This window comes from Flavobacterium sp. H122, from assembly GCF_004959765.1.
GTDB lineage: Bacteria > Bacteroidota > Bacteroidia > Flavobacteriales > Flavobacteriaceae > Flavobacterium.
Genome location: NZ_SJZD01000001.1, coordinates 376,825 through 392,936, shown reverse-complemented (window position 1 = coordinate 392,936; position 16,112 = coordinate 376,825). Strand labels below are relative to the sequence as shown.

Here is a 16,112-nt window from a genome sequence, read left to right as displayed (position 1 = left end):
TTTTCAGTAATTAGTGATTAGTAAAGAGTGATTAGTTTTTAATACTTTTTACTAATCACTTTTCACTATTTACTTATTTTTTCTCTAAAAGTACAACATTTTCCACATGATGCGTTTGCGGGAACATATCTACCGGGCGTACACGGGTCACTTTGTACATTTCATCCATAAGTGCTAAATCACGTGCCTGTGTAGCAGAATTACAGCTTACATATACCACTTTTTCCGGTGCAATTTTTAAAATTTGCTCCACTACATCAGCATGCATACCGTCACGTGGAGGGTCAGTAATAATAACATCGGGATGACCATGAGTGGCTATGAACTCATCATTGAAAACATTTTTCATGTCACCGACGAAAAACTCACAGTTTGTTATGTTGTTTCTCTCTGCATTTACTTTGGCATCAGCTATAGCTTCCGGAACCGCTTCGACACCAATTACTTTTTTCGCTTTTTTGGAAACGAATTGTGCAATGGTTCCGGTTCCTGTATATAAATCGTATACCAGTTCATTACCAGTTAATCCGGCAAAATCTCTGGTGATTGAATACAATTCGTATGCTTGTTCAGAATTGGTTTGGTAAAATGATTTAGCGTTGATGCTGAACTGTAGCCCTTCCATTTCTTCCAGAATGTAATCACGGCCTTTAAATAAAATAATATCCTGGTCGTACAGCGTATCGTTAGCTTTTTGGTTGATTACATATTGCAGCGAAGTGACTTCAGGAAAACGTTCCGCTAAGAAGTTCATCATTAATTCAATTTCTTTTTGATTGTTGTCATAAAACTGAATCAGCACCATGATTTCTCCTGTTGATGCTGTACGTATCATTAAAGTACGTAATAAGCCGCTGTGTTCTCTTGGATTGAAAAAAGAAAGATTGTTTTCGTTTGCAAATTTTCTAATTTCATTACGAATGTCATTGGATGGGTCTTGTTGTAAATGACACTTTTGAATGTCTAAAATTTTATCCCACATTTTAGGGATATGGAAACCTACTGCATTTTTATTGTCTAATTCCGCTCCACTATTAATTTCTTCCGGAGTCATCCAACGTGTCGCAGAGAACCCGAATTCCATTTTATTACGGTAAAAGAACTGCTTTTCAGAACCTAAAATAGGTTCGAATTCTGGTAATTCAATTTTACCTATGCGTTTTAAGTTATTTTCCACCTCCTGATGTTTGTAAAATAACTGTTGGTTATAATTCATGTTCTGCCATTTACAGCCGCCGCAGACCCCAAAATGGTCACATACAGGGTCAACACGATGTTCAGAATACGAATGGAATTTTATAGCTTTCCCTTCATAATACGATTTACGTTTTTTGAAGGTTTGAATGTCTACTACATCGCCAGGTACTACATTACTTAAAAAAATTACCTGACCTTCAGGGGCTTTTGCCACACATACGCCTTTTGCACCTGCATCAAGGACTTTAACGTTTTCGAATACGACTTGTTTATCTTTTTTTCTTCCCATAGGCGCAAAGATAATAATTGATATTATATTTCTGATTTTAGAATTTAGATTTCAGAATTTAGAATTATTTTTAACCGCAAGGTTCGCAAAGTTTAGGCAAAGTTCGCTATGTTTTTCTATATGGTTTGTCACTCCGATTTTAGAATTTAGTTTTCAGGATAAAAAGCATGTGTGTTTTGTTTAACCGTAAGGTTCGTAAAGTATAGGCAAAATTCGCGTTTTTCGTCTATTTTGTCAGTTTTAGGGAGTGAGTATAACTGTGATAGTAAAAAATGAAGTAGTCGCATGATTTTTTAACCCCAACGTTTTTAATAAACTTTCTAAAATCAAAACTGTTTTAGAAAGAATTTATTATCCATATATTTGATTCTTATCTACCATAGAGTTTAACATATGAACGAAACAAAAGCAAGAGAATTAATAAATAAATATGTTCTGGAAAATTTTGATGATAGATGGCATCCTGATCCAATGTACTTAGAAGAATATGCTGATGTTTTTGAATTTGGTATAAATTCAAAAGAATATTTAGCTACAGGTGATTTAAATAAAAGTTTTGTGGGTTTGGGTTCAGCATATATTAGTAAAAAATTTGGCGAAATTGTTCAAAACGGAACTGCTGTGTCACCACATTATTGTTTACAATATTTTTTATTAACAGAATATAGACTAAATATAGTTCGAACAAAATATGAAATAGAGCGTGCTGATTATTATTATGAATTAGCGATTAAGGATATAACAGATGTAGAGAAGGCAACAAAATATATTGAAGGAATTTGGATTTATGAAGGTGATAAATACAGAAAAAAAATATGCGATGGTAGGATTCTAGAGTTTTCCAGGGTAGATTATTTTAGTTTGTTAAATTTATTATACTTCAATGTAATTGATCCATTTTGCGAATGTTTATATAGAAAATTAATTAGTAAAGATGATCTTTCTTATCCACTAAGATCATTTAAATCTCAAGGAACATTTGAATCATCAGATAGATTGTTTTATAGACATATATTCGAGAGGGTTAACCATGTCTACCCAATATTTGAAATTAATAAGAATTACAGCGCATGTATTTCTGAAATATTTGATGATAATAAATTCAACCAATATTTTTCAACAGTTCGTTTTAAACATTACGGAGAAGATGAACAAACAGGTTGGTTAGGTTACACAAATTATTCTTATGATGAATTAGCTTTAATTATGCAGAATCAAAAAAAAACCTTTGATTTTGTTGAAGGGTATGAGTTATTGTTCTTTTTGTTTATGAATACAATTGAACCATTTTGCGAAATATCAATTGAAATAATGCCTGATACTCAAATATAATTTTTTAAAATAATATTTCTACGCAAAGTTTTTTCATGCTGTTTTCACTCCGGTTTTAGAATTTAGAAATTAACCGCAAAGGTGCAAAGTTTTACACAATGTTCGCAAAGCTATTCTGTCTATTTTGTCACTCCGAGACAACGAGGAGTCTCATAAAGTTGAAATGGTAATTAAAAAGGTTTGTTTTAATTCAGAAACAAGATTGATTTCTAATGATAAGTGATGAAAATACATGGTAAAATTTCACAAGCCTTGTTCGTTAATGAAATCTCAATTAACAGAAAATTAATAATCCAAACTATGTTGGGTGGTTACTTTTGGGAAACAATAACCAAACTAAAACGAAGTGAACAAGATTTATTTTTTAATAATTAGTATTGCCTGTGTTAATTCAATATCTGCCCAATCAAAATTTAAAGGGATTGTATTAAGTGAAGGTATTCCTTTGGCTGATGTTGAAATTGTCAATGTACCCAAAAAAAATGCTGTGAAAAGTAATGATAGAGGAGAATTTCAAATTCAGGTAGAAGTAAATGATGAGATTGTATTTTTCTTGAAGAATTACCTTCAGAAGAATGAAAAAATAAAAATGGAACATTTGGCTGTTCATAACAATGTTGTTTTAAAGAGACGTCCTATTGAATTGGATGAAGTTAAAATTGTAAAAGCACCCAAAGTATATGTTATAAATGATTATGAGTCATTAAAAATGGCAAAAATCGAGAAAGATCAATCAAGACCTAAAGTTATAGGAGTTTATACTGGAGAATTTCAAAACGGGATTGATTTTATGGCTGTTGGAAACAAAATAGCTAGTTTGATTGGAAAGATTTTTAAGAAAAATGAAGATATCCAAAAGAGAAAAATTAAAACGTCATTTGAGGATTACATAAATATAAGTTTTGGAAATGAATATTTAGTTCAGAAATTAAATCTTCCGGAAAATGAATTCGATTTATTTATACGCTTTTGTAAAAATGATAATCTGGTGGCTACAGTAGTTTCTAAAGATAATAAGCTCGAAGCACTTGAATTTCTTTTAAAAAAGCGCCGTGAATTTAAACCGGATAAATAAAACTTACTTTTGTTATAATTAGAATTTATTCGTAACTTGTTGATATAAGGATGTTCTAAAGTCAAAACTGACTCAAAAGCATGTTTTGAAAGCGATTATTAATCATTAAACCAATTGACATGATACGCTTAAAATTTTATCTTATCTGTGTTTTTATATTTGGAAATGTAATTTGGGCGCAGGAAAAAAGAATTAATGGAAAAGTACAATCCGAAGGTATTCCGTTAAATGAAATTGAAGTTGTTAACAGCCGAAATAAAACTACAACGAAAACAAATAAAAAAGGCGAATTTTCTATTCTTGCAAAAAATAATGACGAGTTAATTGCTTTGACTAAAGATTATTTGATTAAAAAGATTATAGTAACTGAAAAAGATTTTAGTTCCAATAATTTGATAATTGAAATGCCCAAAATGGCAATCGAATTGAAAGAGGTTGAAGTAAAAAAAGAAGCGGAACTGAATGCAGATGTTAATCTTGATGCCTTGAAAACCGTTGAACTGGAAAAAACGCAGGCAAGACCAAAACCAATAGGTGTTTATACCGGAGAAATTCCAAATGGGATTGACTTTGTAAAGGTAGGAGAGAAGATAATGCTTTTATTTAAAGGTGAAAATCAAAGGGTTCCTAAAAAAGAAGCGGTGGTTGAATTCAGGAATTATATTGAAAGGAATTTTTCCACTGACTTTTTTGTAAATAAATTGAACCTGAATGAAAAAGAAATCCCTTTTTTTATTGATTTTTGCAGTAAAGATTTTGCATCAACTCAAATTCCTAAGTCTAATGAACTTGATGTGATTGAATTTTTGATCCAAAAAAGGAAAGAATATAAAAAATAATTGAATGTACACACACCTTGCACTTCTCCGCGGTATAAACGTCTCCGGACATAATATGATTAAAATGGACGATCTGAAAGCTCTTTTGGAGAAGATGGGTTTTCAAAATGTACAGACATACATTCAGTCAGGTAATGTGTTTGTGGATTCAGAAGAAGAGCATGGACCGAGTGTAGGTTTCAAAATAAAACAGGAGATTTTTAAGGAATGGGGCTATGATGTGCCGATTATAGTGGTTTCTAAAGAAGACTTGGAAGCTTGTCTTGCAAATAATCCATATCTGAAAGAAAAAGAGGTTGATACAAAAAAACTGTATTTTACTTTTATTTCAAAAGAATTGAGCGATAACAGCATACACGAACTTAAAATGAGTCAGGTAAAGCCTGATGAAGCGGCGATTGATAAAAACCGGATTTATATAAAATATGCAGTAGGGGCAGGGAAGACCCGTTTTGACCAAAAGTACATCGAGAAAAAGCTTAATGTAACGGCAACAATGCGAAATTTGAATACCGTTACCAAGCTTCTGGAAATGTATAATGAATAGCTTATCAAGTTTTTTTAAGCAAATCTATGAAGACCCGGTTAGCCGGGGAGGGTGATTATCATCAAGTTGTTTTATTCAGACTGTGTAAAAAATAAAATTAACCCGGCGACTTTATAAACATAATCAATCACCGGGTAACACACACACATTTTATCTAATAATAATTAATCACTTAAGGTTTTCATAAACGCAACTAAGTCGGATTTTTCTTTGTCAGTTAAACTTAAATTATTAAATGGCAAGGTCTGAAATTCGAGCTGTAAGCCTAATCCGTTGCCGCCTCCTGAATTATAAAAATCGATGACCTCCTCCAAAGTGGTATATACGCCATTGTGCATGTATGGAGCTGTTTTGGCAATATTGCGAAGTGTTGGTGTTTTAAAAAAATATTTTCTATTCTCCGTTTTAAAAACTTCAAATCGACCTAAATCAGAATCAATTTTAGGGTTTGTTTTGCTCTTAGATTCAGGAACACCAATCAGTTCCATTTCAGATTCACGATAACTTCCAGGGACAGTTCCATTGAAAAGCGGTGCAAAATGACAGGTAGCACATTTGGCTTTGCCCATAAATAGGCTAAAGCCGTTAATTTCACTTTGCGTTAAAGTATTTTCTTTGTTGGAAATATTTCTGTCAAATTTTGAGTTAAAAGGATTTAAAGACAAAATATAGGCTGCAATAGCACTTCTTATGCTGTAATCGGCAGGAGATTGTTTGAATACCTTTTGAAATAAAGCCGGATAGATATCTGATTTTTTTACATAGTCAGCAATTTTGTCCAAGGAACTGTGAAATTCTTTGGGATTGTTAATTACGTCAACTATTTGTCCTTCCAATCCGCCTGTTCTGTTATCATAAAAAAAGCCTTTTTGAAGTCCGGCGTACAATAGAGTAGGTGAGTTGCGTCCTGTTTCTGTTGATTTCTTCTTTCCGTCTGTAAATGCCAGTTCGGGTTTATGACAGGTAGCACAGCTCATAGTTTTGGAATCAGACAGTTTCTCATCATTAAATAATTGTTTACCGAGACTGATTTTATCACTGTTATCAGGTTCATCCTGATCTGTAAAATGTCCTGTATTAAAGGTGTTTTTGTCAAAAAGCGATATAATATTGTAATTAAGAGCCTGTTTTATTTCAAATTTTATCTTCCAGTCTTTTACAGTTTTGTTCCAAATTCCCAGACTTTTATGAGTGTGGTTCTTTATAAAATTATATCTGTCAAACTTATTAAAATCAGTTTGCAGCAATTTTTGAGAAGTTTCAATTTCTGTAATCCAATCTTTATAAAGTTGTTTGTCTGTAAAAGACGCTTCAAAAATGGTAAGTATTTTTTTAATGGACTCATAAACATTTTTGCTGTCTTCCAATGAAGTTAATGCCACAGTGCTGTCAAAGCCCGTTATCCCTTTTAATGCCACTCTGTTAATTGCATCACGAATTATCCAAAGAATATGATGGTTTCCTAATTGTGACAAGGAACCGTTATTTTTTAAAAGCTTAAGTCTGCCGGAAGTTAATTTTGCCTCTTTTTGAATTTGCTCGTAATCTGGCTTTGAACTGTGAATGATTTCTTCCAATACTTGAAAACCAAAAGGATTGCTAATTCTTATATTGGTAGCATCTTCTTCGTTTACTTTAATTATGTTAGGTTGGTTTATAGCTTTATAATTACTGTCGTCTATAAAAGCTAAAATAGGTTCTGCCAGTTTAAATTGTTTTTTCGCTTCTTTATAAAGACTTTTCATTTCCTTTATTGAAGTTCCAGCATTAATCTTATCGAGAGCTAAAGCGGAATTTTCTAAATATTTTTTGTATTCTTTCTCAAGCTGCATAAAAGTTTCTCTCGATTCGTAAGCCTTTTCATTTTTACAGCCTAATGTAAGTAGTAAAAGGCTATTTAAAACAATAGCCTTTTTTACTAAACTTAAAACGTTTTTCATTTATCTTTTCAGTCCTTTGATTAAATATAATGTACTTCCTTCTTTATAAGTTGTTGAGGTTACTGCTTTTGGATCGTAGAAATTATCGTTATTCCATCCGTGGTTTTGTGTGATAAGTAAGAAAGAACCTTCTACACCAATTTTGTCAGACACATCTACCATACCTGTAAATTCCCATGCTACTGATTTAGTCCCGTATCCTTTACTTTGTGCTGTTTCTTGATCACATTCAAGAACAACTTTTAACGCGCCAGTTTTTAAATTATATTGGTACACATAAGCGTTGTGAGATTTATCAACTGTATCTGGGTATCCGTTTGGATCTTCTAAGATGTATAAATAATCTTTAGTTGCTACTACATTGTCAGGACTATGAAATTGTTTCGCTTTTCCATCTAATTTATCTCCATCTAGAACACAAGTAATTTTTCCTTTTAAAGGATTGTTTTCGTCTAATACTACTTTATAAATTCTACCATAAATAGTTCCTTTACCTATAAGATCATTCTTTTTTCTACCAGTAACCGCAAAATAGAATTCACGATTGTTACTAGAAGATCCTTTTCTGTAATCTATATCTTCTACTCTTGAGAATCCCATGATTCCTTTTGTTGCAGATTCTGCTTCTATTTCGTTATATGTTTTTTCTGTATATTCAACAAAAGAAATATCGTAAGAAGTTCCTTCAGCCATATCCATCTCAAATTTTATCGCTGAATTATTGACTTTTAAACCGTATAATTTACCGCCTTCCAAATCGCCGCGGTTGCCCACATACATTCCTAACTGGCCTTTAGGAGTAAAGTTGTCAGCATAATCGTCCCCGATTAAAACAACAGTTTTGTTGCTGTACGCATCTTTTCCAAGAGGTACCGCATTTTCGACATCCCATTGTCCTAATGCAGGTAATGTTTTTCCTGTTCCTGCTTCTGCAGTATTTTTAAAAGGATTTGTAGCAAAGACGTTTTTAGAGTTACCGTCCCACTCACCGCCTGATAAAAATAACGGCCCAAACCCGTGTTCTTCCGGTGTTACAAGTGTACCTGAGCACATTGCCGTATTAGCAGTACCTGCAGCATTTAATACATATTCTCCTTTTACCGGTTTAAATGTTTTGTCAAATGTTATACGTGCCACAGAATAATGTGCTTCGATATTATTCATTAGTGAAAAAGTACCGTCAGGATTTTTTAATAAACCGTTTCCATCAGCCATAGAGCCATAAACAAAATCCGGAGATTCAGCTAATTTATCCTCTGAACTAAGAATAGAGTAGATTTCCAGATTTTCAAACCCCGCTTTTTTACTAATTAAAACAGGTGTTTTTGAATGGTTTTTTAATACTACTGGGTTTGACTCATTTTTGTCATCATCAGAGTTGCAGGCAATAAACGATCCTAATAAAGCCGCACTCAACAAAGTTTTTGAAATTTTCATTACAGTTAATTTTGATTGCGGTGCAAACATATAGCCTTAGTGTTATGAAACTTTAATCACAATATTTTTAAAATTGTAAGAAAATGTTAACAAAATAACAGAATGTGTTTTTTGTGTTAGATTTATATTTGGTTACCATTAATTTATTGGATTATAACTTCTGCCCGATTTAATTTAGTTTTTAGAATATCTAATTTGTATTTTTGAGTTAATATTCTGTCAATTCAAAAATTAGTATTCATTATGACTAATAAAGAAATTAAAAGTATAGCCGAACTTGAGGAAAAGGAAGATAAAAGAACTTTTGGTCAAAGGGTAGCTGATAGAGTAGCAGACTTTGGCGGAAGCTGGACTTTTATTCTGTCATTTTTGTTTTTTTTACTGGTATGGATAATTTTCAATGCCTATTTTTTATTGAATGATGGTTTTGACCCGTACCCTTTTATTCTTTTAAATCTTATATTATCCTGTATTGCGGCTTTACAGGCTCCTATTATTATGATGAGTCAAAACCGTCAGGAAGAGAAAGACAGGGAACGGGCTAAAAAAGATTTTCAGATCAATTTAAAGGCGGAACAGGAAATAAGGATTCTTCAAAGAAAATTAGACCATATTTTAGAACATCAGCATCAGGAAATGCTTAAAATTCAGGAAATGCAGATCAAGCTTTTGGAGGATATCAAATCTCAACTCAAGAAGTAATTTTTCTTGAAGTTTAATTTATAAATTTGTAACATATTTAGGATGATTTCTCTCCGTAAGAAGGAATTGCGATTTTACCAATCAATAACAAATTATTATCATGGCAGTTTTAGAAAAATTAAGTTCAGCAGAAGCCATTGCATTAGAAGACAAACACGGGGCACATAATTACCATCCGTTACCGGTGGTATTGAATAAAGGGGAAGGTGTATACGTGTGGGATGTAGAAGGAAAAAAATATTACGATTTCCTGTCAGCTTATTCGGCAGTAAATCAGGGGCATTGTCACCCACGTATCGTAGGTGCTATGGTTAAACAGGCTCAAACGTTAACATTGACTTCAAGAGCATTTTACAATGATAAATTAGGAGCTTACGAGCAATACATCACCAATTATTTTGGTTTTGATAAAGTATTGCCAATGAATACAGGTGCCGAAGCAGTAGAAACCGCTTTGAAACTTTGCAGAAAATGGGCTTACGAGAAAAAAGGAATTAACGAAAACGAAGCGCAGATCATCGTTTGTGAAAATAACTTCCACGGAAGAACAACTACAATCATTTCATTCTCTAATGATGAAAATGCACGTAAAAACTTTGGACCATATACCGCAGGATTTATCAAAATCGCTTATGATGATATAGAAGCTTTGGAAAAAGCAATTGCATCATCTCCTAATATTGCAGGTTTCCTTGTAGAGCCAATTCAAGGTGAAGCAGGTGTTTATGTGCCGTCTGAAGGATACTTGGCAAAAGCAAAAGCATTATGTGAAAAGCATAATGTGTTATTCATCGCTGATGAGGTTCAGACAGGAATTGCCCGTACAGGTAAATTACTGGCAGTGCATCATGAAAATATACAGCCGGATATTTTAATTCTGGGCAAAGCTTTGTCTGGCGGCGCTTATCCGGTATCTGCTGTTTTAGCAAATGATGCCATTATGAATGTTATCAAACCGGGACAGCACGGTTCTACTTTTGGTGGAAATCCTGTTGCTGCGGCTGTGGCAATCGAAGCACTGGAAGTTGTTAAGGATGAAAAATTAGCAGAAAATTCGGAGCGTTTAGGTCAGATTTTCAGAAGTGAAATCGCGAAATACATTGAAACTTCAAACATTGCGACTTTAGTTCGTGGTAAAGGATTACTAAATGCAATTGTAATCAATGACACAGAAGAAAGCGATACGGCTTGGAATATCTGTATGAAGTTGGCCGAAAATGGTTTACTGGCTAAACCTACCCACGGAAACATCATCCGTTTTGCACCACCATTGGTAATGAATGAAGAGCAGTTAAAAGACTGTATCTCTATAATAATTTCTACTTTAAAGGAATTTGAAAAATAAAATTGCAAACACACTGCTTTTAAACCTTAAAAGCAGTGTGTTTTTTTATTTTTTTGCAGTAAAACCAACAGGAATCATCAATTCTCCTCTTTCAAACTTATTTAGATAAATACGAATTGGTTTGTTAAGTCCGTTATAAGTAATTTCATAAATATCCAGCATACCAGCCCCCATGTCAGTTCTGGTTGTTGGAAAAGGACAACATGATTCAATTAATGTATATGTGATTTTTTCTCCGTTAGGTCCGGCCAATGCGTTGAGATATCTTTTTTCGTTTTTTTCCCCATCCTCAATTGAAGTAAAACCAACATTTACCGGATAATATTCAGTAAAAGCATATTTTTTATCGGATGCTTTTTTTGTAATAATAAAACTGTTCAGAGCTTGATTCAGTCCAGGTCCCGCAATACTGTTGTCAATATTTCTGATAGTGTTTTTGGTACTTATACAAGAGCTTAAAAAAAACATGATTATAAGTACTGAAATGTTTAGTTTTTTCATTTTTGAATAGTTTGGGCAAATATAATGACAAAATTTGATTACAAAATAGAAGAAAGTTGCTATGATACTTGGAAAATTCATTTTTATAGCCTTAAATTTGTACCGAAATTTGGTTTCAGGTTCTAAACTTGAAATTTTACGATATTTCTTTTTTCATTATATTGGTTGGGTTAATAAAAAAGTTTATCTAAATTTCGAATAAGAGCACCTCATTTGAGGTGCTTTTTTCTTTTTATACAGTTACAATTTTATTATAATTGTAATATGTTATTTTTGCAAAAAAAAATGCTAGATGGAATTTATTACTAACACATGGCATTGGTCCGTTTCAGGATTGTTAATCGGACTGGTAATGCTTTTACTTACGTATCTGGGTAAGACTTTTGGAATGTCTTCAAATTTGAGAACAATTTGTTCTATGAGCGGTGGAAGGAAGACGGCGCAATATTTTAATTTTGACTGGCGTGAACAAAAATGGAATCTGGCGGTAGTGCTGGGTTCTGTTGTAGGTGGATTTATAGCTTATCATTATTTAGGCGGTACCAATATGATTGATATAAACCCTAAAACAATAGCTAACCTTCAAACTATAGGTATTGATGCTCCAAACGGTAAGTTTCTTCCTGATACAATATTTAGTATGGAAGCAATGTTGTCTGGAAAAGGATTGTTTATACTGTTACTTGGTGGTTTTTTAATTGGTTTCGGTACGCCTTATGCAGGCGGTTGCACTTCTGGACATGCAATTTCAGGTTTAAGTAATTTACAGTTACCTTCATTGATTGCTGTGATTGGGTTTTTCTTAGGAGGGCTTGTTATGGCGCATTTTTTAATACCTCTAATTTTTTAACTATGAAATTACTTAGATTTTTTGCAGTAGGGCTTTTGTTTGGAATTACTTTAACTAAGGCAGAGGCTATTTCATGGTATCGTATTTATGAGATGTTTATGTTCCAGTCGTTCCATATGTATGGAATTATTGGAGTTGCCGTGTTTGTAGGTGTCTGCGGTATCAAATTCATAAAGAAAAAAGAATTGAAGGACGTTGAAGGCCAGCCTATTGAAATCCATGATAAAGACAGAAGACTAATCCGTTACATAGTTGGCGGATTTATGTTTGGTTTAGGCTGGGCATTAGTAGGCGCCTGCCCGGGTCCTATCTTTATTCTTTTAGGAACTGGAATTCCTGCTGTAGCGGTAGTTTTGTTTGGTGCTTTGTTAGGAACGTTTGTGTACGGACTGGTAAAAGAAAAACTGCCTCATTAATAATTATTTCCACATCATATAAATAAAAAAATATACCCCCGGAGATTTTCCGGGGGTATAAAAACAAACCAACCTAACCTAATTTATAGGCACTATAAATTATTTTTTAATATGAGATTAAACTAACGTTATCTTTTAACGGAAGTGTCTTCTTTCACGTTTTTATCGCTTTGACGGTAGTAATAGCTGTCGTCGCGGTTATCACGGTCTTCATCTCTGTCATTTCTGTTTTCACTTCTGTAATAATAATCATCATTGTTTCCGTTTCCTCTTGGATAGTCGTATCCGTCAGAATAGTGACCGGATCTGTATCCTTTTACATCCCCAAATATGTCAATGATTCTTCCTTTTCTATCGTAAGCAATACGTAATCCACCTATTTGGGACAATGCAAAGCTATTGTAGCGCATATACACAGTACCAATACGGCTTACCCTGTCAAAAGCATCATAGTTGATGAACGTATTTCCTACACGGCGTACACGGCCAAAGGCATCTCTTTCAATTTTTACCCCATAGTTCACCGGTCTGTGTTTTTCAATAACAACAGTTCCTCTTCTTCCGGCAGCTTTGAAATAATAATCAGTCTCACAGCCTTCATCCGGACGTGTATTGAAGTCGAATTCACCTGTTGGGAATACATAAAACTCAATACCTCTTTCCACGAACTTAATAGGATCCGCATCGCGGTAATCTACTTTCCAGCCTTTCTCTTTTCCTTTTCCATGGTTGTCAGAAAAAACATGGTTTTCTGACGCGTGGGCCATACTTCCCGCCAGGAAGATACTGGCCACTAAAAGTGTAATCTTTTTCATAACAATACAGTTTAATGGTTGCCTACTCTTTATCCGATTTTCGGCTCGCTCGCTTCAAGAAATATTTCTTGTTGAAAAGAGATATCCAATTAGCGTGCCAAAAAAGTAATAGTAGTTTTGTTAATTGTTTAATTGATTGAAAATGAGAGCTATATTTTTTATTGGAATTATCTTATAAAAGTTTAAATTTGGTTAACAAATCTAAAAGCTGACTTATGACTACCAAATTTAAACTGCAGTTTGTGCTGTTTTTAACTACTATGAATTTTTATGCGCAAAATTTTGTGCAGCGTTATGCAGACATTGCCAATCAGGTTTCGCAGGCCAACATTACTAATAATCTGACTGCTTATGAAGGTTTAGGGATAAAGTATAGAAATACTGCCGCACTTGAAAATACCTACCAATGGTTGGTCGATAAATATAAAAGTTACGGTTATACCGATGCACAAATAGTAACCGATACGTATAGTTATTCAGGTGCAACCTGTAAAAATCTGATAGTGACAAAACAAGGAACGGTTTATCCCAATACTTATATTATTGTATGCGGTCATTATGATTCGATTACAGGAACCGGAACGAATGACAATGGAAGCGGCACAGTTTCAATTTTGGAAATGGCCCGTTTATTAAAAGATGTAAATACAGAATATTCTATAAAATTTATCAATTTCAGCGGTGAAGAAGATGGTTTAATGGGGAGTAAGCATTATGTTTCTTCCGTTGTAAATGGTACTAACCCGAAAATGAACATCCGTCTGGTATTTAATCTGGACGAAGTAGGAGGGGTAGCCGGCATGATTAACAATACGATTACCTGCGAGAGAGATACCGACAATTCACCATCAACCAATAATGCTGTTTCTTCAACGTTTACAAATGAATTAATGACCAGTGTGGAATTGTATTCTCCGCTTAATGCTGTCTTATCGTACGCCTATGATTCAGATTATATGTCTTTTGAAGATAATGGTGAGATAATTACAGGATTCTTTGAAAAAAATGTAAGCACTCATCCGCACCATACTACTGATTTACTGGTAAATATGGATCCGGTGTACAATTATAATGTGGCTAAAGCGGCAGTAGGAGGATTGCTGCATTTAACAAAAGCCGAGACAACCTTATCAAATTCAGAATTTGATAATAAGATTAAAGTCAACTTTTTCCCAAATCCGGCTGATGATTTTCTGCAGATTAATCTTGGAAATTTGAATACCGAAAAATATGCTGTTTCGATGATTGATTTGAATGGAAAGCTGGTTCTGGAAAAAACGTACGAGCATCCTAAACTAACAGAAATGCTGGATGTGTCTCAGTTGAATAAAGGAATGTATCTGATAAAATTACAATCGGATGAAGGTGAAATAGCTAAAAAAATTGTAATTCAATAAAAGTAAAAAAACTCCGTTGTTTAACGGAGTTTTTTTAAATAAACCAACCTGTCCAAATTAAATGTATTAGTCTGCCAACTAACTGAAAAAATCTATCTGTAGAAATATGTTTTGGGTGTTGAAAAACTACTGGATGTTTTGTTTAATTGCTTGAAAATGAATCCTGTATTTTATAGGAAATATCTTATAAAAGCTTAAATTTGAGTAATAAATCAAAATAAACCAACCATGAAAACTAAAATTAAAATCTATGTTGCACTGCTTTTTATAGCAGGCAATTGCTTTGCGCAAACTTTTGTACAACATTATGCAGACATTGCCAATCAAGTTTCGCAAACAAATGTTACGAATAACCTGAAGGAGTATGAGGCTTTAGGTGTAAAGTATCGAAAAACTGCCGCCTTAGAGAATACCTATCAATGGCTTATAACAAAATATAAAAGCTATGGGTATACCGATTTACAAATTTCTACTGACACCTATAGTTATTCTGGCGCCACATGTAAAAATTTGATCGTGACCAAACAAGGCACCGTGTATCCTAATACCTATGTAATTGTTTGTGGACATTATGATTCTATCACAGGAACAGGAACCAATGATAATGGAAGTGGTGTCGTTTCTATTTTAGAAATGGCACGTTTATTAAAAAATGTTAATACAGAGTATTCAATAAAATTTATCAATTTTAGCGGTGAAGAAGACGGATTAAAAGGTAGTAAACATTATGTAGCATCTGTAGTAAACGGTACCAGACCTAAAATGAGTATTCGTTTAGTATTTAATTTAGATGAAGTAGGTGGGGTTGCAGGAAAGGTAAATGATAGAATTACTTGTGAGCGAGATACCAATAATTCACCGTCGACAAACAATGCCGCATCTGCTGCATTTACTAACGAATTGATTAAATGTGTGGGCTTATATTCACCACTTAAAACAGTATTGTCTTATGCTTATGCATCAGACTATATGTCTTTTCAATCCAATAATGAAGTCATCACAGGTTTTTTTGAATCCAATGAAACTACACATAAGCACACGGCTACCGATTTGTTAAAAAACATGGACCCGATATACAATTACAATGTGGCTAAAGCAGCTGTGGGAGGATTATTGCATTTTGCAAAAGCTGAAACAACAGTTGCAAAAGTAGGAAGCAGTAATAATTTAAGAGTAAATTTATTACCTAATCCAGTTGATGATTATTTACAATTAAACCTAGGGGAATTAAATACTACAAGAATTGCCGTTTCTTTGATTGACTTAAATGGTAAATTAGTTTTAGAAAAGACTTTTGACCATCCTCAACTCACAGAAATTCTGGATGTATCCCAACTTAAGAAGGGAATGTACCTGGTAAAATTACAATCAGATGAAGGCGAAGTGTCTAAAAAGATTGTAATTCAATAAAAGCAAAAAAACTCCGTTCA

The 16,112-nt window shown here is 33.5% G+C and carries 15 protein-coding genes; 10 read left to right on the top strand and 5 right to left on the bottom strand.

Annotated elements, in window-relative coordinates; genetic code table 11:
* Positions 1-73: 73 nt before the first annotated feature.
* Positions 74-1,486, bottom strand: a complete 1,413-nt coding sequence (gene rlmD, locus EZM65_RS01890) for a 23S rRNA (uracil(1939)-C(5))-methyltransferase RlmD (RefSeq protein ID WP_136666822.1) — start codon at positions 1,484-1,486, stop codon at positions 74-76.
* A 393-nt stretch (positions 1,487-1,879) separates the two neighbouring features.
* Here rlmD and EZM65_RS01885 point away from each other — a divergent pair, with 393 nt between their 5' ends.
* The 4 genes from EZM65_RS01885 (at position 1,880) to EZM65_RS01870 (ending at position 5,279) form a co-directional block, all read left to right on the top strand.
* Entirely contained in the window at positions 1,880-2,818 is a 939-nt protein-coding gene (locus tag EZM65_RS01885; RefSeq protein ID WP_136666821.1) for a hypothetical protein, read from the top strand.
* A 346-nt stretch (positions 2,819-3,164) separates the two neighbouring features.
* Positions 3,165-3,893 carry a hypothetical protein gene (locus tag EZM65_RS01880; RefSeq protein ID WP_136666820.1) on the top strand — a complete coding sequence of 243 codons (729 nt, stop codon included), beginning with the start codon at positions 3,165-3,167 and terminating at the stop codon, positions 3,891-3,893.
* Between the two features lie 119 nt (positions 3,894-4,012).
* The gene (locus EZM65_RS01875; protein WP_136666819.1) at positions 4,013-4,732 is read left to right on the top strand and encodes a hypothetical protein; all 720 of its coding nucleotides are present in this window, start codon (positions 4,013-4,015) and stop codon (positions 4,730-4,732) included.
* A 4-nt stretch (positions 4,733-4,736) separates the two neighbouring features.
* Positions 4,737-5,279, top strand: a complete 543-nt coding sequence (locus tag EZM65_RS01870) for a DUF1697 domain-containing protein (RefSeq protein ID WP_136666818.1) — start codon at positions 4,737-4,739, stop codon at positions 5,277-5,279.
* A 164-nt stretch (positions 5,280-5,443) separates the two neighbouring features.
* Here EZM65_RS01870 and EZM65_RS01865 read toward each other — a convergent pair whose 3' ends face one another.
* Together EZM65_RS01865 and EZM65_RS01860 are read right to left on the bottom strand one after the other, a co-directional pair.
* Positions 5,444-7,219 carry a cytochrome-c peroxidase gene (locus EZM65_RS01865; RefSeq protein ID WP_136666817.1) on the bottom strand — a complete coding sequence of 592 codons (1,776 nt, stop codon included), beginning with the start codon at positions 7,217-7,219 and terminating at the stop codon, positions 5,444-5,446.
* The gene (locus EZM65_RS01860) at positions 7,220-8,656 is read right to left on the bottom strand and encodes an alkaline phosphatase PhoX (RefSeq protein ID WP_136666816.1); all 1,437 of its coding nucleotides are present in this window, start codon (positions 8,654-8,656) and stop codon (positions 7,220-7,222) included.
* A gap of 243 nt (positions 8,657-8,899) precedes the next feature.
* Here EZM65_RS01860 and EZM65_RS01855 point away from each other — a divergent pair, with 243 nt between their 5' ends.
* Entirely contained in the window at positions 8,900-9,358 is a 459-nt protein-coding gene (locus EZM65_RS01855) for a DUF1003 domain-containing protein (protein WP_136666815.1), read from the top strand.
* A gap of 100 nt (positions 9,359-9,458) precedes the next feature.
* The gene (gene rocD, locus EZM65_RS01850; protein WP_136666814.1) at positions 9,459-10,703 is read left to right on the top strand and encodes an ornithine--oxo-acid transaminase; all 1,245 of its coding nucleotides are present in this window, start codon (positions 9,459-9,461) and stop codon (positions 10,701-10,703) included.
* 45 nt (positions 10,704-10,748) lie between these two features.
* On the opposite strand, the gene EZM65_RS01845 is transcribed toward rocD, so the two are convergent.
* On the bottom strand, positions 10,749-11,204 hold the full coding sequence (locus tag EZM65_RS01845) for a 2-dehydro-3-deoxyphosphooctonate aldolase (protein ID WP_136666813.1): 456 nt from the start codon (positions 11,202-11,204) through the stop codon (positions 10,749-10,751).
* Positions 11,205-11,496: 292 nt separating this feature from the next.
* On the opposite strand from EZM65_RS01845, the gene EZM65_RS01840 reads away from it, so the two are divergent.
* Positions 11,497-12,054, top strand: coding sequence for a YeeE/YedE family protein (locus EZM65_RS01840; protein WP_136666812.1), 558 nt, complete (start codon positions 11,497-11,499; stop codon positions 12,052-12,054).
* A 2-nt stretch (positions 12,055-12,056) separates the two neighbouring features.
* Positions 12,057-12,470: a DUF6691 family protein gene (locus EZM65_RS01835; RefSeq protein WP_136666811.1), complete on the top strand. Its 414-nt coding sequence runs from the start codon at positions 12,057-12,059 to the stop codon at positions 12,468-12,470.
* Positions 12,471-12,598: 128 nt separating this feature from the next.
* Here the strand turns inward: EZM65_RS01835 and EZM65_RS01830 are convergent, their stop codons facing one another.
* A complete protein-coding gene (locus EZM65_RS01830) occupies positions 12,599-13,285 on the bottom strand; it encodes a hypothetical protein (RefSeq protein ID WP_136666810.1) in 687 nt (228 codons plus the stop codon).
* A 215-nt stretch (positions 13,286-13,500) separates the two neighbouring features.
* Here EZM65_RS01830 and EZM65_RS01825 point away from each other — a divergent pair, with 215 nt between their 5' ends.
* Together EZM65_RS01825 and EZM65_RS01820 are read left to right on the top strand one after the other, a co-directional pair.
* Positions 13,501-14,682, top strand: a complete 1,182-nt coding sequence (locus tag EZM65_RS01825; protein WP_136666809.1) for a M28 family peptidase — start codon at positions 13,501-13,503, stop codon at positions 14,680-14,682.
* Between the two features lie 228 nt (positions 14,683-14,910).
* Positions 14,911-16,092 carry a M20/M25/M40 family metallo-hydrolase gene (locus EZM65_RS01820; protein ID WP_136666808.1) on the top strand — a complete coding sequence of 394 codons (1,182 nt, stop codon included), beginning with the start codon at positions 14,911-14,913 and terminating at the stop codon, positions 16,090-16,092.
* Positions 16,093-16,112: the final 20 nt, after the last annotated feature.